This is a genomic window from Dermabacter sp. HMSC08H10 (assembly GCF_001807585.1).
Classification (GTDB): Bacteria; Actinomycetota; Actinomycetes; order Actinomycetales; family Dermabacteraceae; genus Dermabacter; species Dermabacter hominis.
In genome coordinates this window covers 478,314-499,211 of sequence record NZ_KV789424.1, presented here as the reverse complement: position 1 = coordinate 499,211, position 20,898 = coordinate 478,314, and the positions used below count along the sequence as shown (strand labels likewise).

At 62.3% G+C, this 20,898-nt stretch carries 20 protein-coding genes and 1 tRNA gene; 12 read left to right on the top strand and 9 right to left on the bottom strand.

Features of this window, described 5'->3' with window-relative positions; translation table 11 throughout:
• Window positions 1-43: 43 nt before the first annotated feature.
• From HMPREF3176_RS05050 to lipB, 3 genes are all read right to left on the bottom strand, one after another.
• Window positions 44-757, bottom strand: coding sequence for a DUF4191 domain-containing protein (locus HMPREF3176_RS05050; RefSeq protein WP_034373100.1), 714 nt, complete (start codon window positions 755-757; stop codon window positions 44-46).
• Between the two features lie 67 nt (window positions 758-824).
• Window positions 825-1,886 (bottom strand): lipoyl synthase, encoded by a 1,062-nt coding sequence (lipA, locus tag HMPREF3176_RS05045; protein ID WP_016664518.1) that lies wholly within the window; start codon window positions 1,884-1,886, stop codon window positions 825-827.
• A gap of 96 nt (window positions 1,887-1,982) precedes the next feature.
• Window positions 1,983-2,672, bottom strand: a complete 690-nt coding sequence (lipB, locus tag HMPREF3176_RS05040; RefSeq protein ID WP_168161948.1) for a lipoyl(octanoyl) transferase LipB — start codon at window positions 2,670-2,672, stop codon at window positions 1,983-1,985.
• Window positions 2,673-2,802: 130 nt separating this feature from the next.
• On the opposite strand from lipB, the gene HMPREF3176_RS05035 reads away from it, so the two are divergent.
• Window positions 2,803-4,029, top strand: a complete 1,227-nt coding sequence (locus HMPREF3176_RS05035) for a hypothetical protein (protein ID WP_070458660.1) — start codon at window positions 2,803-2,805, stop codon at window positions 4,027-4,029.
• A 58-nt stretch (window positions 4,030-4,087) separates the two neighbouring features.
• Here HMPREF3176_RS05035 and sucB read toward each other — a convergent pair whose 3' ends face one another.
• The 3 genes from sucB to HMPREF3176_RS05020 form a co-directional block, all read right to left on the bottom strand.
• Window positions 4,088-5,758: a 2-oxoglutarate dehydrogenase, E2 component, dihydrolipoamide succinyltransferase gene (sucB, locus tag HMPREF3176_RS05030; RefSeq protein WP_070458657.1), complete on the bottom strand. Its 1,671-nt coding sequence runs from the start codon at window positions 5,756-5,758 to the stop codon at window positions 4,088-4,090.
• Window positions 5,759-5,776: 18 nt separating this feature from the next.
• Complete coding sequence (lpdA, locus tag HMPREF3176_RS05025; RefSeq protein WP_016664522.1) at window positions 5,777-7,186, bottom strand: dihydrolipoyl dehydrogenase; 1,410 nt, start codon at window positions 7,184-7,186, stop codon at window positions 5,777-5,779.
• 233 nt (window positions 7,187-7,419) lie between these two features.
• Complete coding sequence (locus HMPREF3176_RS05020) at window positions 7,420-8,889, bottom strand: leucyl aminopeptidase (RefSeq protein WP_070458654.1); 1,470 nt, start codon at window positions 8,887-8,889, stop codon at window positions 7,420-7,422.
• Window positions 8,890-8,936: 47 nt separating this feature from the next.
• Here HMPREF3176_RS05020 and HMPREF3176_RS05015 point away from each other — a divergent pair, with 47 nt between their 5' ends.
• The 8 genes from HMPREF3176_RS05015 (at window position 8,937) to HMPREF3176_RS04980 (ending at window position 17,210) form a co-directional block, all read left to right on the top strand.
• Complete coding sequence (locus HMPREF3176_RS05015; RefSeq protein WP_016664524.1) at window positions 8,937-9,284, top strand: hypothetical protein; 348 nt, start codon at window positions 8,937-8,939, stop codon at window positions 9,282-9,284.
• Complete coding sequence (locus HMPREF3176_RS05010) at window positions 9,281-9,724, top strand: hypothetical protein (protein ID WP_016664525.1); 444 nt, start codon at window positions 9,281-9,283, stop codon at window positions 9,722-9,724. The genes HMPREF3176_RS05015 and HMPREF3176_RS05010 overlap by 4 nt, the downstream gene beginning before the upstream one ends.
• Before the next feature lie 4 nt (window positions 9,725-9,728).
• The gene (locus HMPREF3176_RS05005) at window positions 9,729-11,117 is read left to right on the top strand and encodes a replication-associated recombination protein A (protein WP_070458651.1); all 1,389 of its coding nucleotides are present in this window, start codon (window positions 9,729-9,731) and stop codon (window positions 11,115-11,117) included.
• 140 nt (window positions 11,118-11,257) lie between these two features.
• Window positions 11,258-11,881 (top strand): 30S ribosomal protein S4, encoded by a 624-nt coding sequence (gene rpsD, locus HMPREF3176_RS05000; RefSeq protein WP_016664527.1) that lies wholly within the window; start codon window positions 11,258-11,260, stop codon window positions 11,879-11,881.
• 138 nt (window positions 11,882-12,019) lie between these two features.
• On the top strand, window positions 12,020-14,701 hold the full coding sequence (gene alaS, locus HMPREF3176_RS04995; protein WP_070436037.1) for an alanine--tRNA ligase: 2,682 nt from the start codon (window positions 12,020-12,022) through the stop codon (window positions 14,699-14,701).
• The gene (gene ruvX, locus HMPREF3176_RS04990; RefSeq protein WP_070458648.1) at window positions 14,698-15,180 is read left to right on the top strand and encodes a Holliday junction resolvase RuvX; all 483 of its coding nucleotides are present in this window, start codon (window positions 14,698-14,700) and stop codon (window positions 15,178-15,180) included. The genes alaS and ruvX overlap by 4 nt, the downstream gene beginning before the upstream one ends.
• Window positions 15,181-15,189: 9 nt before the next feature.
• Window positions 15,190-16,338: an endolytic transglycosylase MltG gene (mltG, locus tag HMPREF3176_RS04985; protein WP_070458646.1), complete on the top strand. Its 1,149-nt coding sequence runs from the start codon at window positions 15,190-15,192 to the stop codon at window positions 16,336-16,338.
• A 23-nt stretch (window positions 16,339-16,361) separates the two neighbouring features.
• A complete protein-coding gene (locus tag HMPREF3176_RS04980) occupies window positions 16,362-17,210 on the top strand; it encodes a shikimate dehydrogenase family protein (RefSeq protein ID WP_168161947.1) in 849 nt (282 codons plus the stop codon).
• Here the strand turns inward: HMPREF3176_RS04980 and HMPREF3176_RS04975 are convergent.
• Entirely contained in the window at window positions 17,207-17,671 is a 465-nt protein-coding gene (locus HMPREF3176_RS04975) for a tRNA (cytidine(34)-2'-O)-methyltransferase (protein WP_070458643.1), read from the bottom strand. The genes HMPREF3176_RS04980 and HMPREF3176_RS04975 overlap by 4 nt on opposite strands.
• A 154-nt stretch (window positions 17,672-17,825) precedes the next feature.
• Between HMPREF3176_RS04975 and HMPREF3176_RS04970 the strand changes: the two genes are divergently transcribed.
• A tRNA-Leu gene (locus tag HMPREF3176_RS04970) sits at window positions 17,826-17,911 on the top strand.
• Window positions 17,912-18,543: 632 nt separating this feature from the next.
• Window positions 18,544-19,368, top strand: a complete 825-nt coding sequence (locus HMPREF3176_RS04965) for a hypothetical protein (protein WP_016664533.1) — start codon at window positions 18,544-18,546, stop codon at window positions 19,366-19,368.
• 169 nt (window positions 19,369-19,537) lie between these two features.
• Here HMPREF3176_RS04965 and HMPREF3176_RS04960 read toward each other — a convergent pair whose 3' ends face one another.
• Both HMPREF3176_RS04960 and HMPREF3176_RS04955 read right to left on the bottom strand, forming a co-directional pair.
• Window positions 19,538-19,993 (bottom strand): prepilin peptidase, encoded by a 456-nt coding sequence (locus HMPREF3176_RS04960; RefSeq protein WP_168161946.1) that lies wholly within the window; start codon window positions 19,991-19,993, stop codon window positions 19,538-19,540.
• Between the two features lie 111 nt (window positions 19,994-20,104).
• Window positions 20,105-20,392 (bottom strand): DUF5703 family protein, encoded by a 288-nt coding sequence (locus HMPREF3176_RS04955; protein WP_016664535.1) that lies wholly within the window; start codon window positions 20,390-20,392, stop codon window positions 20,105-20,107.
• A gap of 112 nt (window positions 20,393-20,504) precedes the next feature.
• Between HMPREF3176_RS04955 and HMPREF3176_RS04950 the strand changes: the two genes are divergently transcribed.
• A complete protein-coding gene (locus HMPREF3176_RS04950) occupies window positions 20,505-20,798 on the top strand; it encodes a hypothetical protein (protein ID WP_016664536.1) in 294 nt (97 codons plus the stop codon).
• The last annotated feature ends 100 nt before the right edge of the window (window positions 20,799-20,898 follow it).

The window sequence follows — 20,898 nt, the reverse complement described above, 5'->3', positions numbered from 1 at the left end:
CGCAAGTCAAAACTTGCAGGGCCACGTGTGAATGGGCGCCGCTCTAGCGGCCGCGCATCGCTTTGCGATTCGGGCGCGCACGCATGGGATCCACACCCTTCGGGATCGCCTGGCGAACGGGGTTAGGCAGAGCGTGAAGACGGCGTCCAATCTCGCCCGCCTCAGCCTTCGTGAGCTCGTTCTTCATTCCCGTGAGGTGGCGGTTAAGCTTCGGAAGCGGAACCTCCCCCTCGCCGTGGCCAACGAAAACCGCGTGAACGGGCACATTCGGGAACATGCGGTTCATGCGCTTGACCTCTTTCGCCATGAGCTTTCGCGAGCCGCCGCCGGAGCCCTCAGACACCAGCGCGATGCCCTTACGGCCACTCGCCCGGAAAAGCATCGATCGACTACGCGCATCGAAAGCAGCAGGCTCCTGCTCGACGTTCCACCCACGTGAAATTTGCTGCATCACCGCGATCGAAGCGCCGGGCTGATCCTCGATCTTCGCGTACGTCGCTTTCTGTGCCTTCCGGCCAAGGATGATCATCGCGATGAGAATGCCGAAACCGAGCCCGATGAAGGCGCCGTAGATCGGGTGACCGAAAGCGCCAAACACCAGGGCGAGCACGACGGGGAGCCCCACGATCGAGAGAACCATGAGCGGGGCTGTCGAGCGATCGTACGCCTGTGTCTCCTTGAAGACGTCGATCGTCTGCCGGATGCGGCCGGGCTTTTTCGCCTGAGCGGGGGCGTCGGTCGTATTCTTGCGTGCCATTAATCCTTGTCCTTAACGCGATGCGAGTGATCCGAAGACCACCCCTAAGCATAGCGGGGTTGAGTACCTAGGCGTTCGCCGCAGCCTTGCGCGCTGCGCGCTCCCTGTCACGCTTTTCACGCGCTGCCTGTCGCTCCACGACGCTCGTCGCTTCCTGAAGGGCAGGGGCCGAGGAATTGAGGTGAGAAAGTTCCTCGGGGATCTCCCGCCCCAGCTTTTCCATGGCTTGTGCCCACAGGCGGCCGGCGCGATACGACGAGCGCACCATGGGTCCCGCCATGATGCCCGCGAAGCCCATCTCGTAACCGGCCTCGGATAGCTCGAGGAATTCCTGAGGCTTGACCCAGCGGTCGATCGGATGATGAAGCTTCGACGGTCGCAGGTACTGAGTGAGGGTGAGGATATCGCAGCCATGATCGCGAAGGTCCTGCATCGCGGCAAGAATCTCCGCGGTGTCTTCACCCATGCCGAGGATGAGGTTCGACTTGGTGATCATGCCGTTGTCTTTTGCATCGGCGATCACTCCGAGGCTGCGCTCGTAGCGGAAGGCGGGGCGAATCTTTTTGAAGATTCGCGGCACGGTCTCGAGGTTGTGGCCGAACACTTCTGGCTTCGAGTCGTACACCTGTTGCATCGCGCTCGAGTTGCCTTTGATGTCGTCGATGAGCAGCTCGACCCCGGTGCCGGGGCTGATCGCGTGGATCTGGCGGCAGGTCTCGGCAAAGAGGCCTGCGGCGCCATCTTCGAGGTCATCGCGTGCCACGCCGGTCACGGTTGCATACTTCAGCCCCATCTCCTTGATGGACGTCGCCACCTTAAACGGCTCGGCGGGGTCGATAGCCTGCGGCTTGCCGCTTGCGATATCGCAAAAATCGCACCGACGTGTACAGGTATCGCCACCGATGAGGAATGTCGCCTCGCGATCCTCCCAACACTCGAAGATGTTGGGGCATCCAGCCTCCTCGCACACCGTGTGCAAACCGCGCGAGTGCACGCGCTTTTTCATGTCGGTGTACTCGGGGCCCATGTTCGCCGTGGTTTTGATCCAGTTGGGCTTGCGTTCGATCGGGGTTTCCGCGTTGCGGGCCTCGACCCTGAGCAGGCGGCGTCCTTGAGGTTCAACTGCCACGTCACACTCTCCTTGCGAATAGGGGTCTCAAGATTCTAGTGGGCTTCACTGCCCAGGCCGCACAGCATTGGTGTGATCTCCGCGGCCCAATGGTGTTTAGTTAAGGCCGCGTTCGGCCTCGAGCTCTCTCATGACGTCTTCGACATCGGCGAGAACATCTCGGGGACGCACCGTGCGTCCGCTTTCGACGGAAAGCGATGTCACGCCCGCGTCGTCGATGCCGCAGGGAATAACATTCATCGCCCATGAAAGATCGTTTTCACAGTTCAATGCGAAGCCGTGCATGGTGCAGCGCTTAGCGACCCGCAAACCGATCGCACAGACCTTGCGGTCCATTCCAAGCTCATCGAGTACCCAAACGCCGCTACGGCCCTCCACGGGCGCGGTTGCAACCCCGGCGCGAGTGCAGACCTCCATGATGGCTTGTTCGATGCCACGCACGAAGCCCACCACGTCGATAGGGGCGGGAAGCTTCACGATGGGGTAGCCCACAAGTTGGCCCGGGCCGTGCCAGGTAATCTTTCCGCCTCGATCGACATCGACGACGGGGGCGCCATCGCGTGGACGTTCGATATCGAGTGTGCGGCGACCCGCGGTGTACACGGGTTGGTGTTCGAGGAGGAGAAGCGTGTTGGGGCGCTCGCCCGCAATCACTTCGGCATGAATTTTCTTTTGGACATCCCACGCTGCGTTGTAGTCAACGGGGCCCGGGGGAAGATCAAACTCTTCGTGAGCGGATTCGATCCCGGAATCTTCTGAAAACGCGAGGTGGATGATGTCAAGCACCACCCCATGCTAGTTCGCCAAGGGCCTGCACAAAAGTTTCCTATGAGCGATCGAACGAGTGCCGGCACCGACTTATCCACAATTTCGGATATCCACTGAAAAGGTACCGGAATGGGGCTCGAATAGAGACATGAGCCTTTACCCTTCGCGCCTCAGCGCCATCGTCAGTAACGGTCTGCGTCCCGTGCGCCTCATCCGCAGCGAGGAAGGCCGGCAGGTGTGGCACGCCCGCGATCACAGGGGCCGACGGTTGACGCTCATCCGTGCCCGCTCATTTCGCGCGCTCAAGAAGGTGCGCCAAGAAATCGCGCTGCTTCGCGCGTTGAGCGCCCGCAACATCCCAGCCGTGCCAGCTCTTAAATGGCGCGGTGTCGCGGCCTATGCGATAGCGGAAGGACCGAGCGCTCTCGCCCCGCCGCGAGGAAAACGAGCCGAGCGTAGCCCGATTGCCGGTGCGGGTGCAGGCGAAGCGCAGGCAGCGTCGGATCTCACCGCGCTTTTGTCCACCCTTCACTCGCAGAATCTGGCCTTGGGCCTCCAGGGCGTCCGGGGGCTTGAACTTGCGCCAAACGGGCGCGTCGTTGTCACGGATTTTTCACGCGTGACGAACCTGACGCCTGTGAGCAAAAGACATGATGAGCAGTGGCGCGCGCGGCTCACTAGCGGAAGTGGAACCTACCGATACGCCCATCGTCGGGCCGGGGGCGTGACCGAAGCTCCCTCCTCAAACCCACAAGAGCGGGCTACTTTGCCATCGCGTTCCGAGACCGCGCGTGCGGATCGCGCTACAAGGGTCGCGCCGCGCTCTCGACACCAAGACGGGCATTCGCGGCGAAGCGGCCGGAACTTTCGACGGCTGTCCTTCGGGCTCGGAGCGATCGCCGTTGTTGCATGCGCCTTACTTGTAGGGGCTACCGCGCCGGCGACGGCGCCCCAATCCTCGGCAACGGCGGTCTCACAACACGCGGTAATGGAGGATCCCGCTAGCGTTATCACGGCTCTCGCCGCCGAGCGGCACCGCTACCTCGTGGGTGCGACGAGCGAAAACACCTCTGCCGCTCCCGGAAGCGAGGCGGAAGCGGCCGACGAGAAACTTCGCGCAGCCATCGCACACGCACACGTCGATGGTGGAGACATTCGCATCCTCAACGCCCGGATACTTGAGTGTCGCGATAACAGCGCCCGTGTGCGTGTTCGTGTGATCGACTCGGGCGCCCGCATCATGGGTGCAGGGGAGTCTCGCGAACTGTCCGAAAGCGAGCCCTATGAGCTGGACGTGCAGCTTGAGCGTGTGCGCGGTGCATGGCGTATTTCCTCGACAGTGCCCGTGAGCGACGGCCAGCGGCGCTTTACGTGAAAGCCCGGGCCATACTTTCTTGCGAAAGTATGGCCCGGGCACATTCAGCGTGTCAGGCTTAGAGGCCGAGGTCTCCCTCGAACGCGCCGTCCTCAAGCCGCTTCTTCATCGTCGAGAGGAATCGAGCAGCGTCGCCGCCATCCACGAGGCGGTGATCGTAGCTGAGGAACAGGTACATCATCGAGCGGATCCCGATCGTCTCGTTACCGTCCGCATCCTTCACGACAGCCGGGCGCTTCACGATCGTGCCGCAGCCGAGAATACCCACTTGCGGGTTCGGAACGATCGGCGTGTCGAAGAGAGCACCGCCCGAACCGGTGTTGGTGATCGTGAACGTCGCACCCTGCAGGTCGTCCGGCGTGAGCTTGTTGCCCTTCGCCTTCGCACCGAGCTCGCCGATCTGGCGAGCGAGACCGGCGAGGTTGAGATCCCCGGCGTTCTTGATCACCGGCACGACGAGTCCGCGTTCGGTGTCCGCGGCCATGCCGATGTTCTCGACGCCGTGGTACTTGATCATGTCGCCCGCGATCTCCGCGTTCAGCTTCGGGTGCGCCTTGAGGGCCTCGACGGCCGCCTGCATGATGAACGGGAGGAACGTGAGCTTAGCACCCTCGCGCGCGAGGAAGTCGTTCTTTGCGCGAGCACGCAGGGCGGCGATGCGCGTCATGTCGACCTCGACGGCGGTCGTGAGCTGTGCCTGAGTCTGGAGCGACTCCACCATGCGCGACGCCACAATCTTGCGCAGGCGGCTCATCTTCTCCTCGGTTCCGCGTAGCGGGGACACCTCGACCTTGGGCGCTTCCTTCTTCGAGGGGGCTGCGGCGGCAGCCGGCGCGGCTGCAGGCGCGGGAGCCTCGGCCTTTGCCTTCGCGTCGATCGCATCCTGCACATCCTGCTTGCGGATGCGGCCACCGATTCCCGAGCCCTTCACCGAAGCGAGATCGATGCCGTTGTCGGCAGCGAGCTTACGCACGATCGGCGTGACATACGCCTGGGAGTTGTTGCTGGAGGAAACGGTCTGCGAGGCGCTCGCCGCTGGGGCGCTGCTCTCTTCGGCCTTGGGGGCCGACGCATCGCTCGAGGCCGCAGGGGCGGCCGAAGCCGGGGAGGCGTCGGACGGTGCACCCGAACCGATCACGGCAATCGCCGCGCCGACCTCTGCCTTTTCATCTTCCTGCACGAGGATCTTCTGGAGCGTGCCGGCAATGGGGGAGGGCACCTCGGTGTCGACCTTGTCGGTGGACACCTCAAGGAGTGGCTCATCAGCTTCAACCTCGTCGCCCACTTCCTTGAGCCAGCGCACCACGGTGCCCGAATCAACGGATTCACCGAGTGCGGGCATCGTGACTTCCTGCCCGTCAGCCGCACCCGAGGCCCTCGCGGCATCAGCAGGGCGCTCGCTCGCGCCGGCGGGAGTCTCCTCAGCGGTCGACGGAGCCACCGTCTGGTCCGAGGCGAGGTTGTCGCCATCGCTAGGCGCTTCAGCACCGGAGCCATCGCCCACAACGGCGAGATCAGCGCCGACTTCCGCATCCTCATCTTCGTTCACGAGGATCTTCTCGAGGACACCCGCAACGGGTGAGGGAACCTCGGTGTCGACCTTGTCGGTGGACACCTCAAGGAGGGGCTCATCGACGGCGATCTCCTCGCCGACTTCCTTGAGCCAGCGGACAACGGTGCCCTCGGTGACGGATTCACCGAGCGCGGGCATCTTAACGATTTCAGACATGTTCGTTTCTCCTCGTGATCAGGCGTGGGCGTGAAGCGGCTTGCCAGCGAGAGCGAGTGCGGCCTCGCCCATCGCCTCGTTCTGAGTGGGGTGGGCGTGGATGAGCGAAGCAACATCCTCGGGCTCCGCCTCCCAGTTGACGATGAGCTGCGCTTCGCCGATCTGCTCGGACAAGCGCGCGCCGATCATATGGACACCGACAATCGGGCCGTCCTTTTCGCGCACGAGCTTGATGAAGCCCTGCGTACCGAGAATCTGCGACTTACCATTGCCGCCGAGGTTGTAGTCGTATGTCGCGACATTATCCTCGCCGAACTTCTCCTTGGCCTGCTTCTCGGTGAGACCGACGGAACCGATGTTCGGCTCACAGTAGGTCACGCGCGGGATACCGGATTCGTCGATCGGCTGGGGATTGAGGCCAGCGATCTGCTCGGCCACGAAAATGCCCTGCTGGAAGCCGCGGTGAGCGAGCTGAAGACCAGGCACGATGTCGCCGACGGCGTAGATGCCGGGAACGTTCGTTTCAAGGGTCTCTTTGTTCGCGAGCACGAAGCCTCGGTCCATCTCGATCCCCTGCTCTTCGTAGCCGAGGCCCTTCGTCTGCGGGCCGCGGCCCACGGCGACGAGAAGGTAGTCACCCTCGTAGGTCTTGCCGTTGGCGAGCGTGACCTTGACGCCGGTCTCAGTCTGTTCGGCCTTTTCGAAGAAGACGCCGAGCGAATACGCGATCTTGCGCTTCTTGAAGGCGCGCTCGAGGTTCTTCGAGATGGCCTCGTCTTCGTTTGCAACGAGGTGCGGCAGGCCCTCGATGATCGTGACCGATTCAGCGCCGAGCGACTTCCATACCGACGCGAACTCGACGCCGATCACGCCGCCGCCGAGGATGATGGGGTTCTTCGGGACCTCGGGGAGCTGAAGCGCAACCTCGGAGTCGATGATGCGGCCACCGAGCTCGAGTCCCGGGAGTGTCTTCGAGAAGGAGCCGGAGGCGAGGATGATGTTGTCACCGGTGAGGGTCTGCTTTGAGCCGTCCTCGGCTTCAACTTCGATCGTGTTCGGGCCAGTGAGGCGACCGAAACCGTTCACGAGGGTCGCGCCGGAGGCGCCTACGAGGCCCTGAAGGCCCTTGTAGAGGCGGCCGATGACCTTGTTCTTGAAGTCGAGCATCTTTTCGGTGTTGACCGCGGAGGCAGTCATCTCGATGCCCACGGCCTTAGCTTCTGCCGGCGTATCGGCAATCTCGCCTACGTGAAGCAGGGCCTTGGTGGGCACGCAACCGCGGTGCAGGCACGTGCCGCCGAGCTTGTCTTTTTCGACGAGGGCGACGCTCTTTCCAAGCTGGGTGGCGCGCAGCGCGGCCGCGTAGCCGCCGCTGCCACCTCCCAGAATCACGATGTCGAACTTCTGGTCTGTGGAGGTATCCGCCACGTTCAGCTCCCTAACTGTTGAGGATTGGGGGCATGTCGCCGAAAGTCCCGGCCTCGAACGCTAAGCCAGCCGGTGCGGCATGCACGCCCATTATCGTAAGACACGCCCCTGGATGTCGCCGTGGGTCGGCCGTGAGCGGGGCCAGAGTGTGGGAAAGCCCCCAACTTCGCCCGCGGCTGCGGGGCAAAAGCGGGGGCTTTCCGACGATTGCTGCGCGTGAATCGCGCAACGTTTTACTTGGCGGCTTCGCGCTCAATAACCTCAACGAGAGTGCGCATGCTCATGCCGGTTCCGCCCACATTCGAGTACCCAAATGCTTTCTGGGTGAAGGCAGGCCCGGCAATGTCGACGTGCGCCCACTTGGTCTTGCCGACGAACTCCTTGAGGAAGATGCCCGCGCTGAGGGCGCCACCGGGGCGCTCGCCGATGTTGCTGAGGTCGGCAACACGGCCGTTGAGGCCTTCGCGCAGCTCTTCGGGGAACGGGAGCGGCCACATGGGTTCGCCAACCGCCTTCGATGCTTCCCATACCTCGTCGCGAGCATCGTCGGTGCCCATGACGCCGGCGGTGCGGTTGCCAAGCGCGACGATGGCGGCACCCGTAAGCGTCGCAACGTCGATGAGGAGATCCGGTTCGAGAGCGGCGGCGTCCACGAGGGCGTCTGCCATGACCATGCGGCCCTCGGCATCGGTGTTGAGTACTTCGACGGTCTTGCCGTTACGCATCGTGACGACGTCGCCGGGGCGCTGCGCTCCGCCACCGGGGAGGTTCTCGGCGAGCGCGAGGAACGTCGTGACGTTGACGTTGAGTTCGAGCGCGGCTGCGGTGACGGTCGCGGCCAGAACGGTTGCGGCACCGCCCATGTCCATCGTCATCTCATCCATGCCGGCGCCGGGCTTGAGGGAAATGCCGCCCGAATCGAACGTGATGCCCTTGCCGACAAAGGCGACGTGGCGCTTGGCGCGCTTGGGTGCGTACGAGAGCTTCACAAGACGTGGTGGGCGAGTCGAACCCTGGCCCACGCCCACGATGCCGCCGTAGCCGCCGTCGGCGAGTGCCTTCTCGTCGAGGACCTCGATCGTCACGGGGAGCTTCTTCGTGAGCTCCTTTGCCCGCTTCGCGAAAGACTCGGGGTACAGAAGATTCGGCGGGGTGTTGACCAGGTCGCGAACGAGGTGAACGCCTTGGGCAATCTTTTCAGCGCGATTCGCCGCGCCTTCGAGGGCCTTGAGTTCCTTCTTATCGGCGACGGCGAGAACGATCTCCTCAACGGGCTTTTGGTCGTCCTTGAGGTCACTCTTGTATTCGCCGTAGGCGTAGGCGCCGAGAGCTGCACCTTCGAGAGCCGCAGCGATGTGTGCCTCGGAGGCGGCCGGGAAGGCAAGGGCGATGCTTGTGTGGCCGGTGAGGGTTCGCGAAGCGGAACCAAAGGCGTAGCGGATGTCTTCGCACGTGACATCTTCAAGTGCCTCGGCGCCGAGGCCAACGCCGACGATTGCGTGAGCGCGGTAGGCAGCGGGCGCCGGGATCGTCGTGAGCGCTCCCTTGGCGCCACTGGCCTTGACGGCAGTGAAGGATTCTTCGAGCGATGAAAGCCCAACCGGGCTTGCCGGTGCATCCTTTGCGCTCTTAAGGAGGGGGACCACGAGGACGTCCGTCGTGATCGAGTCAACGTTGCTGATGCTCAGAGTTATATGTGCCATGTGCTTATCGTAGGGGAGTCACTCGAGTTTGAGGTGGGAGTGGGCAAATGCTGATCGCCCTGTACGTTGTTGCGGCTCTCGTAGCCGTTCTCGGCGCGGTCTATGTCATCAAGGATCTTGCAGCAGACCTGTTGCTCATGGGGGCTTCGCTCGCCCTAGCGCTCGTGTGGCTTATCGGAGCTCTTGCGTGGCTCCTCGCTCCGGTGAGCCCTGGCGATGCCGTGATCTTTTGGGGCTATGTTGCCACCGCAATCGCACTGCCGATCGCGGGCGTGTACATCTCGTTCCTCGAACGTACCAAGTGGGGCTCGTTCGCCATTGCCGCCATCGCGCTCACATGCGTCTTCCTCGCCTACCGGCTACCCCAAATCTGGCCCGCGGGGTTCGCGAAATGACGCCCGCCGGTTCCACGAAGTCGTCGATGACGCAGGAGAATCCACGCGGCTTCCGCATGGCCCTGTTCGTGGTTTACGGCGTGTTTGCCGTATCGGCGACGGCGCGCGCACTCGTGCAGTCGATTCGCGATTTTTCCGAGGCACCGCTCGCCTTTTCCCTCAGCATTGTTGCTGCGCTTACGTACGTCGCGATCGCGGTCTTGCTGATTCGGAAGGCTCCCCACTGGCGAGCGATCCTCATTCTCGTCGGCGTCGAACTCGTCGGCGTTGTCGGCGTGGGCGCTTTGAGTTTCGCCCAGCCCGAATGGTTCCCGAAGGCGACGGTCTGGTCGCACTTCGGCGAGGGGTATGGGTATGTTCCCCTCGTGTTGCCCCTTGTCGCGGGGATCTCGATCATCGTTGCTCGGCGGCGCGAATCTCGCGCGCCCTCGCTACGCTAGACGTGTGGACGACGATCTTTTTTCCCTCAAGCCAGGCGTGCAGGCCCCAAAGACTCTCGCGGACCGCAACGTCGATCACCGCGCGCCGCTAGCCGCCCGTATGAGGCCGCGTTCGCTCGACGAGATCGTCGGTCAAAAGAATGCTCTTGCCGACGGCTCACCCCTGTTTCGTCTCGTGGGAGAGGACGATTCGCATACGGCCCCGAGCTCAATCATCTTGTGGGGGCCACCCGGAACGGGCAAGACGACGATCGCTTACGCCGTCGCGCGGGAGGGCGATCGCGAGTTCGTCGAGGTTTCAGCGGTGCTTGCGGGAGTCAAAGATATCCGTGCTGTTGTTGATGCGGCGCGCTCGCGCCTGCGCACGACTGGCCGCGAAACGATTCTCTTTGTCGATGAGGTGCACCGGTTTAATAAGTCGCAGCAAGATGCGCTTTTGCCGTCGGTTGAGAACCGGTGGGTGACACTGATCGCCGCGACGACCGAGAACCCCTATTTTTCAATCATCACCCCGCTGATCTCGCGCTCGATTGTGCTCACCCTCGATTCGCTCGGTGGAGAGGAGATTGATGCACTGCTGACGAGAGCGCTCGCCGAGGAGCGGGGGCTCGGCGGTTCGGTCGAACTTGAGAGCGATGCCCGCGAGGCGCTCGTGCGTCTCAGCGGAGGCGATGCCCGCAAGGCCCTCACAGCGCTCGAGGCTGCTGCTGCTTCAGCACTGAAGACCCCAGAGAAGCGGATCACGGGCGATATCCTCGCCCACGCGATCAACCGTTCGATGTTGACCTACGATCGCGAGGGCGATCAGCACTACGACGTCATCAGCGCGTTCATTAAGTCGATGCGGGGAAGCGATCCGGATGCGGCCCTGCACTATCTGGCCCGCATGATTGAGTCGGGCGAAGACCCGCGGTTCATCGCGCGGCGAATCGTGATCGCAGCGAGTGAGGAGGTCGGCATGGCCGACCCGACCGCGCTTCAAGTTGCCGTGGCCGCAATGCAGGCAGTCCAAATGATTGGGATGCCCGAGGGGCGGATCCCGCTCGCCCAAGCGGTCGTGCACATCGCAACGGCCCCAAAGTCCAATGCGAGTTACGCGGGAATCAATCGAGCGATCGCCGATGTGCGCGAAGGAAAAGGGCGTTCGGTTCCCGCACATCTTCGCGATGGGCATTACAAGGGCGCCGAAAAGCTTGGCCACGGCGTTGGCTACGTGTACGCGCACGACGAGCCGCGGGGAGTGGCACGTCAGCAATACGCCCCCGACGACCTCGTCGGCGTTAACTATTACGAACCAACGGATCGCGGTTTTGAAGCGCGCGTGAAGAGCTCACTTGCGATTTTGCGTTCGCTCACGCGCGGCGCGGGTGGGGTGCAGGGGTCCGACGGTTGACGCGCGGTGAGCGATCCCACAGAGGCTTGTGTCTCCCAAGCCCCTGAAACGCTTGAGGCTCGGCACTCGGCACGGTAAAGTTTTGCGCTGAATCCGCGGCTGCCAAATGGATTCATCGCATCGAAATTGAGGTAACTTACGTGACCAGTGTCACCAAAGCACGTCGTACCGCACGCCTTTCGCGTGCGCTCGGTCTTGCGCTTACCCCGAAGGCCGTCAAGTACTTCGAGAAGCGCCCCTACCCGCCGGGCCAGCATGGTCGTGGCCGCCGTTCGAACTCGGACTACGCGGTTCGTCTGACCGAGAAGCAGCGCCTTCGCGCTCAGTACCAGCTTCGTGAGAAGCAGCTCCACCGCGCCTACTTCGAGGCCAAGAAGCTCCCGGGTCTGACCGGTGAGTCGATGATCGAGCTTCTCGAAACTCGTCTCGACGCCCTTGTTCTTCGCGCGGGCTTCGCTCGCACGATCCTTCAGGCTCGTCAGTTCGTCTCGCACCGCCACATCCTCGTGGACGGCGAGATCGTGAACATCCCCTCGTACCGTGTGAAGCCGGGCCAGACCATCCAGGTCAAGCCGAAGTCGCAGACTCTCGAGGCTTTCGCGGACGCCGCTGAGGGTTCGAACTCCGACGTTCAGGCGTCGGTTCCTTCGTACCTCTCGGTGCAGCTCGAGGAACTCAAGGCTCAGCTCGTTGCTCGCCCGAAGCGCTCCGAGGTCCCCGTGACCTGCGACGTCGCGCTCGTCGTCGAGTACTACGCTCGCTGATTTCTTTATGGAGGAGGCCTCACGGCCTTCACTTCATGCGGCTCCGACCAGTACGAGAACGTACACTTGGTCGGGGCCGCTTTTCGTTAAAGGCCCAGCCCAGTCCACGCCCGTGAGGGCTTAGGGAAGGAAGAACCCATGCAGACAGCCGAGGTTTCACGCCGGTGGCTCGAATTCTTCAAGAGCAAGGACCACGAGATTGTCCCGAGCGACTCGCTCGTCTCCTCTGATCCTTCGATCCTTTTCACCGTTGCCGGCATGGTGCCGTTCATTCCCTACATTGTTGGCACGGATACGGCTCCGTGGCCACGTGCGGCGAGCGTCCAAAAGTGCATCCGAACGAACGACATCGACAATGTCGGCAAGACCACGCGTCACGGCACGTTCTTCCAGATGGCCGGCAACTTCAGCTTTGGGGATTACTTCAAGGAAGGCGCGATCGACTTCGCGTGGGAGCTTCTCACGACGAGTGTGGGTGAAGGCGGGTACGGACTGGAGGGCGATCGGCTGTGGATCACCCTGTGGGAGAACGATCAGGAAGCCTACGACCACCTCACGCGCGTGATCGGCATCGATTCTCGCCACATTGTGCGCCTTCCGAAGGAAGAAAACTTCTGGTCGACCGGCCAGCCTGGTCCGGCCGGCCCATGTGCTGAATGGCATTACGATCGTGGCCCCGAGTTCGGCCCCGAGGCCGAAGGAGGCAGCGTCGACCCGGGCGGCGATCGCTACCTCGAGATCTGGAACCTTGTCTTTGACCAGTACATGCGAGGCGAGGGCAGCGGGAAGGATTACCCGCTGATCGGTGAACTCGACCGCAAGGCGATCGATACCGGTCTCGGCGTTGAGCGTCTCGCCTATCTTTTGCAGGGCAAGAACAACATGTATGAGACCGATCAGGTCTTCCCCGTCATCGCGCGCGCGGAGGAGTTGACGGGGCTTCGGTACGGGACGGGCGACGAGCAATCGGATGTGCGCATGCGCGTCGTTGCCGACCACGTTCGCAGCGCCATGATGCTTGCGTCGGATGGCGTGCGCCCAGGTAATGAGGGGCGCGGTTACGTGATGCGCCGACTTATTCGACGCGCGGTGCGCTCGATGCGTCTACTTGGGTTTGATAAGCAGGCGCTGCCGGAGCTGCTGCCAGTCTCGAAGAACGCCATGGTGGCGTCGTATCCCGTTCTCGAGGAGAAGTTCGCGAAGATCGAAGAGGTTCTGTACACGGAAGAGGATGCCTTCCGTCGCACGCTCTCCAACGGCACGCAGATTTTCGAGGGTATGAGCGCGAACCTCAAGAAGAGCGGATCGGATCTGCTCGCGGGGGATGATGCCTTCACGCTCCACGACACGTACGGCTTCCCGATCGACCTCACCCTGGAAATGGCTGCAGAGGCAGGTCTGCGCGTTGATGAGGCTGGCTTCCGGGCAGCGATGCAGGAGCAGCGAGAGCGCGCCCGCGCCGATGCCCAGGCCAAGAAGGCAGGGCATACCGATACAGCACTGTTCAATGACATCGTGAACACCAACGGCCTCACACGCTTCGTGGGGTACACGGACGACACGGTCTCGACGACAGTCGGCTCGATCCTTGTCAACGGCGCCCTCGCAGAAACCGTCAGTGCCCCCGCCGACGTGGAAATCGTCCTTGCAGACACGCCGTTCTATGCAGAGATGGGCGGTCAGCTCGCCGACCAGGGCACGATCAGTCTTGCCGGCGGCGGCATCATCGAGGTTGACGACGTCCAGGCGCCCGTCAAGGGGCTTTCTGTCCACCGTGGTCGCCTCATCGAAGGGGCTGCCCGTACCGGCGAGTCTGCGATCGCACGCATTGACACAGAGCGTCGCGGCGCCATTGCCCGTGCCCATACGGCAACGCACATGGTGCACCAGGCGCTGCGCGAAGAACTTGGCGAAGGCGCGACCCAGGCCGGTTCCGAGAATTCGCCGGGCCGCATGCGCTTTGATTTCCGCTACGGCCAGGCCGTTCCGCAGAGCTCCCTCGCGCAGGTCGAGGGCAAGGTCAACCAGATGCTGCAGCAGAACCTCGAGGTGACAGACGCGCAGATGCCGATCGACGAGGCGAAAGCGCTCGGTGCTCAGGCATTGTTCGGTGAGAAATACGGCGACATCGTGCGCGTCGTGTCGATCGGTGGCGACTGGTCGCGCGAGCTGTGCGGCGGCACGCACGTGCCCGTCACCGGCAGCCTCGGCTCAGTCCAGCTCGTTTCGGAGGCTTCGATCGGTTCGGGCGTCCGTCGCGTTGACGCGCTCGTTGGCGAAAGTGCCTATAAGTTCCATTCGAAAGAGCACGCACTTGTCTCGCAGCTCGCGGAGATTTTGAAAGTGTCTACGGACGACATTCCGGGGCGTGTGCAGGCGCTTACGAAGCGTGTGAAGGAGATGGAGAAAAATCTTCAGCAGATGCGAGGTCAGCAGCTGCAGGCCGAGGCAGGCAAGCTCGTGGAGTCCGCCGCTCCCGTCGGCGGCGTGCGCGTGATCGCCCATGACGCTGGCGAGGGAGTGGCAGCGGGGGACTTGCGTACTCTCGCGACGGATTTGAGGGCGCGCCTTGGAGAATCAGAGCCCAGCGTGGTGGCACTCGCAGGGGAGTCCGATTCTCGCGCAGCGCTCGTTGTCGCCACCAATGCCGCGGCGCGCGAGGCTGGCATCAAGGCCGGGGCGCTCTTGCGCGACGCTGCCGCAGCGATGAACGGTAGAGGGGGCGGCAAGGACGACCTCGCTCAGGGCGGTGGCGGCGAGCCGTCGCTCGTGCCCGTTGCGCTAGAGACGATTACCGCGGCACTTCGCGCCCGCGTATGATGCCTCGGCGATTTGTGCGGATCGGCGTCGACGTGGGCGATGCCCGCGTCGGTGTCGCCCGCAGTGACGCCGACGGCCTCCTCGCGACGCCCGTCGACACGTTCCCGCGCGAGGAAGCCGCACCAAAGCTCCAAGCTCTCATCGCCGAACTTGGCGCCGAGCGACTCTATGTCGGCAAGCCCCGCTTGCTGAGCGGCGAATGCGGCACGGCAGTGGAGAAAGCTCACGCGTTCATCGCAGAACTCGCGGAACTCGAACCAATTGAGTTGGAACCCGAGTACGACGTGTACCTTGTAGACGAACGCATGAGCACCGTGAGTGCTCACCGTGCACTGAGCGATTCGGGGCGTCGACATCGCACACATCGACCGGTGATAGACCAGGTCGCTGCAGTCATGATTCTTCAGACTGCTCTTGATTTCGAACGCGCGCGTGGAGCTGCGGCTGGAGAGCCGTGGAGCTACAGCGATCCCCAGTAAGGAGTATTCGTGCCAGATTCTTCCCTTGAGGACCTGCTGGGTTCGTCGGGTCACCATGAGCCTCGATCGAGGCGCGGCAAGCGTCGGAACCCGAAGCCGAGCCCGGTGAAGCGGTTCTTGCCCGCCGTGTTGGTGCTCGTCGTCCTCGGAGCGCTCGTGGGCGGCGGATACTTCGGCTACTCCTGGATCTCTACCAACGTGGATGTGTCGAGCGCGGCGAAAGACTACGAGGGCGAGGGATCCGGCGAGGTCGAGATTGTCGTGAAGGATGGCGACAGTGGCTCGGACATCGCGACAACTCTCGTCGACGCTGGCGTGATCAAAACGAAGGGGCCGTTCGTCAACGCCTTTGCGGCGAGCCAGGATGCCCCGAACATTACGCCTGGCACCTACAAGCTGCGTAAACAGATGAGCGGAGCTTCAGCGCTAACCCTGCTGCTCGATCCTTCGAGCCGCGTGGGGATTCGCGTGACTATCCCTGAGGGACAGACCACTCGAAAGATGTACGAACGGTTGAGCGAGGCGACGGGCATCCCCGTCAAAGAGTTTGAAAAGGCCGGAGCTGATTATGAGGCACGCGGAGTGCCGAAGAACCCAGCGAAATCAATTGAAGGGTACCTGTGGCCCGGCACCTACGATTTTCACGAAGACGATTCAGCCGCCGATATCCTCGACACGATGGTCTCCCGTATGACCACGAAGCTCAAGAAGAAGGGGATTCCCGAAGACAAGTGGCACGAGACCCTCACGATTGCCTCGATCGTGGAGAAGGAAGCACGCAATCCCGAGGACTACGGGAAGGTCGTGCGGACGATCGACAATCGTCTTGCCGGCGTTGGCGAGGCGGGCGGTAAGCCCATGAATCTCCAACTGGATTCGACGGTCGCCTATTTCAGCAGGAGCGAAAAGATCTCCACGACACCCGAGCAGCGGGCGACTGACTCGCCTTACAACACGTACAAGCACGCCGGGCTTCCCATCGGCCCTATCTCCAATCCCGGCGATGCTACCCTCGATGCCGTGAAGAATCCGCCAGAAGGGCCCTGGCTCTACTGGGTGACCGTCAATACGGATACCGGCGAGACGAAGTTCGCTGCCACTAAGGCAGAGCACGACAAGAATGTGGCGCAGTGGCGCGAATGGGCGAAGAAAAAGTAAACAGTCATCGACTGAGGTTTGCCGTGATCGGGGACCCGATCGCTCACTCGCGCTCGCCCGAACTGCATGAGGCAGCCTATCGCGCGCTCGGGATTGAGCACGCGAGCTACGAGCGGGTCCACGTGCCACGCGGAGAATTTGCGCGTTTCGCGCGCGACATACTCCCGCTCTACGACGGCGTGAGCGTGACGATGCCTCACAAGGCGCATGCACACGAGCTCGCCGTGGCTCACGGTGCCCACGCTGAGCTCCAGATCGCGAATACTCTGCTCCCGATCGGCTCGGGCCGCAAGCGGCGATACGTCGCCTTCAACACCGATGTCGCGGGAATCCAGGGGGCGCTCGATTCTGCGGGAATCTCGGGGATCGAAAGTGCGACTCTTCTTGGATCGGGCGCAACCGCCCTCTCACTCGCCGTGGCCCTGCATGAAGCAGGGTGCAAGCGTTTTACTCTTCTCGCGCGCTCACGCCAGAAACTCACCGCCCTCGAATCACTTCTCACGAGCCGAGGCGCTCACGTGCGCGTGGGGGACTGGGATCATCCCGCACGAAGCTTTGATGCCGACATCGTCGCGAGCGCGCTCGGACTCGAGGGGGCCAAAACAGTTGCCAACAGCGTCCTTGCTCACCTGGACGAGGTAGCGCGAGTGCCGTCGGCCTTTTTCGATGCGCTGTACTTTCCGGACCCCACCCCGCTCGCGCGAGTTCGCATGGCTCTCGCCGACCGCATGGATTGCGCGACCGTCCCGGCATTCGCGACCGGCGCGCACATGCTCGCGCATCAGGCCGCCCGGCAGGTCGAACTTATGTGCGGCGTTGAGGCTGCTCCCGCCGAAGGGATGTACGAAGCAGTATTCGGAGTCGGGATCTAGAGCGCTCCGGAGTAGCCAAGCTGACGCCACGCCTCATATACGGCGATCGAGGCGGAATTAGCGAGGTTCAGCGAGCGACGCCCTTCGAGCATAGGAATACGTACGCACTTTGTGATGCGGGGGTGCTGCAGAACCCACTCGGGAAGACCTGTGTCCTCCCTCCCAAAGAGGAGAACATCGCTTTCGCGGTAGGTGACGTCGTGGAAATGCGCATCTGTATGTCCCGTGAATGCGAATACGCGTGAATCCGGGAGGGCGGCGAGGGCATCGTCGAAGCTCTCGTGAACTGTCATGACCGCGAGATCGTGGTAGTCGAGGCCCGCGCGACGCAAGTGCGCGTCGTCAAAGTTGAAGCCGAGCGGTTTGATGAGGTGAAGCGGCGCCCCCGTCACGGCGGAGAGCCTGATGGCGTTGCCGGTGTTACCGGGGATGAGAGGTTCAAAAAACATGATGTGGGGCATAGGTTCGAGTCTCTCACGTCGCTCATTCTTACCCGAACCTCCGTCGGCGCGTGATTCCGTTCACGAATCCGCAAAAAACGAGCTCTGAATTTCCTCCGACGTGCGCACGGTGGTAATCTCATTGAGTCGCAAACGAAGAAGCGACAAAAACCCGGTCCGGGTGGCGGAATAGGTAGACGCGCTAGCTTGAGGTGCTAGTGCCCGCTTAAGGGCGTGGGGGTTCAAGTCCCCCCTCGGACACCGTGGAGAAACCCTCCGTGCGCAATCGCAGCACGGAGGGTTTTCTGTTGCGTGTAATCACCCCCTGCAGCGCGCGCGTTCGGGAGTTTTGCATCCGCGAACGTTTACCGAAAGTTATTTCTTGTTCAAGCGGAAGTCTTGTTGCCGTTTGTCCGCTCTGCTTTGATTGTGATGGGCGTCTCGCGGGGGCGGAGAGACGAGTTCCAACCATGCGGAGCGGGCATGCGCTAACGCACCTGCGGTGCGAAGGCAAGGCGGGGGCCTTCCTTCTCCACTTACGCTGCGGCATGAATGACGACCGGTTGGAACCGCGGGCGAAGCCGTGCATAGCGATATGAATGGAGCTTCGCCCGCCCCGCCCGCACCACCGCTCAGTTCATGCTTCCAAAGCGCGCCGCGCATCGATTAGAGCGCGCAAGTTCCGTTTTAATCACACTGTTGTGGAAGATGGACCTTAGTCCCACAACTGGCGCGACAGCGTTATGGTAACGTCGTTTCACCCGGCTACGGCCTTACGCCCCGTAACGAGCCGCAGGTCGTGCACTAGTGGTCTGCAAATCGTGCGGCGCGCACACGAGCCTGGTTATCCGGCCCCAACCGGGTCCGGTCCTTTCCCTAGCTAGGAGAAAACAATGAAAGCTATTGTCCGCATGAGCGCAGTCGCTGCGACCGCCGCCCTCACCTTCGGCTTCGGTGCCGCTGCAAACGCGGAAACCGTCGATTGCAACGACCTCACGGCTGAGCAGAAGGCTGACCTCGAATACGCTGCAATGGGCATCATCAGCGTGCCCGCAGACCTCCAGAAGTGCGTTGGTCAGTGGGATACCCCGACCGGCGAAGAGGCCGCTGCTGCTGAGAACGACTACAGCGATGCCGCTGAGAAGGAATACAACAAGAACACTCAGCCTGAGTGGGATACCCCGACCGGTGACGAGGGCGCTGCCGCTGAGAACGACTACCTCGACGCCGCAGAGAAGGAATACAACAAGAACACTCAGCCTGAGTGGGACACTCCGACTCGCGACGAGGCTGCCCAGGCAGAAAACGACTACCTCGACGCCGCTGAGAAGGAATACAACAAGAAGAACGAGATGCCGGAGTGGGACACTCCGACTCGCGACGAGGCTGCTCAGGCAGAAAACGACTACCTCGATGCTGCCGAGAAGGAATACAACCGCCTCAACGAGCAGAACAACGCCGAAATGCCCTCTGGCAACAACGGGGAAGAGAAGGTGACCGACGGGGAAGCGGGCACCTCCGAAGCCTCGGAAGGTGACAACGACGGCGCCTCGGAAGAAGCCGATGGCGCCACGGACAAGCAGGAAGAGAAGGCCGCTGCTTCGAACAGTGGTTCTGGTCTTGCCCGCACCGGTGCTTCGGTGGGCATCCTCGCTGCACTCGGTGCCGCTGCGACCGCAGTTGGCGGTGGCGTGAGCTACCTCCGCAAGCGCGCCTGATCTCTATCGCGGAGTTTCATTCGCTTCTCTTGAAAGGGGCGCCCCTCTCGGGGCGTCCCTTTTCGTTCACTCGCACGCGAGTTGAGTATTGTGACCGGGGTCCGGTTCGTGCCGGAGTATCCGAAGGTGAGGGCAGCGGCCAGCCTTGGCTTCCTTAGATCAAGCGGCGTTAAAAAAGACCGAGGAGCGCGAGCCCAAGGCCTCCGTAGGGAGCGCTCAGAATGATCGGGCCGAATGCGAAACGGGCCTTGGTGCTTCTCGTTCTGACAAGCACCCAGAACGCTGCAAGTGCCCCCGCGCCGCATATCCACGCTAAAGCTCCCAGAAGGACCGGTATGCCGCCGAGTCCCGCGAGTACAACGGTGGCCGGGGTGACTTTCGCATCGCCCATTCCGATACTCCCGGGGGACAGGAGCGCAAAGACAAAAACCAACGCACCAACAACGACGGCGATGGCACATGCACCAAGCACGCGCTTTTCGACCGTGGGAATCATGAGGGCAGTCACCGCTGCCGTACAGGCCACCGCACCGGTGATCGCGAGTGTGAGTTTGTTGGGTAAGCGATGCTCGCGGATGTCGATGTACGACAGGGGAATCGCAAACGTGAGGTGCGTTAAAGCCACGATTGCAAAGAGTGCCGTTGTGTCGGCCGAGTCGAAAATACTGATCACGCTTCTCAGTTCACCACATGACAGCTGGCATCGCCGCCTGGACACCAATTCTGTGGACAACCATTACGGTGCGGTGACACGCATGATGCGTCGGCGCAGCCACACCTTTTTCCCGCCGCCGATGAACTTCTGCGTCCGGGCAAGTTCCCAGCGCCCGTACTCGGCCTCGTCCGTGAGGGCCTCGCGGGCCTGACCAATCGACGTCCCCTTAGGGATCGTGAGCACCTGAAACTCGTAGTCGCGCGCCGAGCGTCCCTTCGCCACCGGAGCCTGAAGCAGGCTGGAGGGGGTGGAGACCTTCCACTGAGGAGGAAGGATCGATGTGCGTGATCGGTCCGGAATGTTTGTCATGAGCGCTCCTTTCCTCGAGCGAGTCTGCCACCTTGCGTGCCGCACAAAAAATTGCCGCCAAATTCCGGGCATTCCGCTACCTTTTGCGGGGGTTTCGCGGTATTTTCGTTGCATGAACACGAAAGATCCTCGCGCCGCACTGACCGCACTGATCGCCGCCCTTGAGCGCCACTTCGATGTCATCGCCGCCACGAATGGCGAGGATGAAGACCAGCTCGACGTTGCCACCGAACGTCTCTCGCTCGCCTTTGAGAATTACGACGACGCACTTTTCGATGCGTACAACGTCGCGACCCCATTCATTATCTTTGACGACGATGAGGACGACTACGACGAGGACGACGATTTCGACGACTTCGACGATCTCGATCTCGACGATGACGACGACTATGACGATGAGGACTGAGCGTCCGGCGGCGATCCCGTAATCGATCACACACTACGCGGTGCCTTCCAGGCGGGGAGGTGCCGCGTAGTGTCGCATTGTGGCAAAATCGCCCGGCGTG

What these genes read in the sequence shown, in the direction of transcription:
- HMPREF3176_RS04965 (WP_016664533.1), top strand. Translation starts at nt 18,544, where the DNA reads ATGAAAGCTATTGTCCGCATGAGCGCAGTCGCTGCGACCGCCGCCCTC.
- HMPREF3176_RS05035 (WP_070458660.1), top strand. Translation starts at nt 2,803, where the DNA reads ATGAGCCTTTACCCTTCGCGCCTCAGCGCCATCGTCAGTAACGGTCTG.
- HMPREF3176_RS05020 (WP_070458654.1), bottom strand. Translation starts at nt 8,889, where the DNA reads ATGGCACATATAACTCTGAGCATCAGCAACGTTGACTCGATCACGACG.
- HMPREF3176_RS04950 (WP_016664536.1), top strand. Translation starts at nt 20,505, where the DNA reads ATGAACACGAAAGATCCTCGCGCCGCACTGACCGCACTGATCGCCGCC.
- sucB (WP_070458657.1), bottom strand. Translation starts at nt 5,758, where the DNA reads ATGTCTGAAATCGTTAAGATGCCCGCGCTCGGTGAATCCGTCACCGAG.
- HMPREF3176_RS04975 (WP_070458643.1), bottom strand. Translation starts at nt 17,671, where the DNA reads ATGCCCCACATCATGTTTTTTGAACCTCTCATCCCCGGTAACACCGGC.
- alaS (WP_070436037.1), top strand. Translation starts at nt 12,020, where the DNA reads ATGCAGACAGCCGAGGTTTCACGCCGGTGGCTCGAATTCTTCAAGAGC.
- HMPREF3176_RS04955 (WP_016664535.1), bottom strand. Translation starts at nt 20,392, where the DNA reads ATGACAAACATTCCGGACCGATCACGCACATCGATCCTTCCTCCTCAG.
- HMPREF3176_RS05050 (WP_034373100.1), bottom strand. Translation starts at nt 757, where the DNA reads ATGGCACGCAAGAATACGACCGACGCCCCCGCTCAGGCGAAAAAGCCC.
- ruvX (WP_070458648.1), top strand. Translation starts at nt 14,698, where the DNA reads ATGATGCCTCGGCGATTTGTGCGGATCGGCGTCGACGTGGGCGATGCC.
- HMPREF3176_RS05010 (WP_016664525.1), top strand. Translation starts at nt 9,281, where the DNA reads ATGACGCCCGCCGGTTCCACGAAGTCGTCGATGACGCAGGAGAATCCA.
- HMPREF3176_RS05015 (WP_016664524.1), top strand. Translation starts at nt 8,937, where the DNA reads ATGCTGATCGCCCTGTACGTTGTTGCGGCTCTCGTAGCCGTTCTCGGC.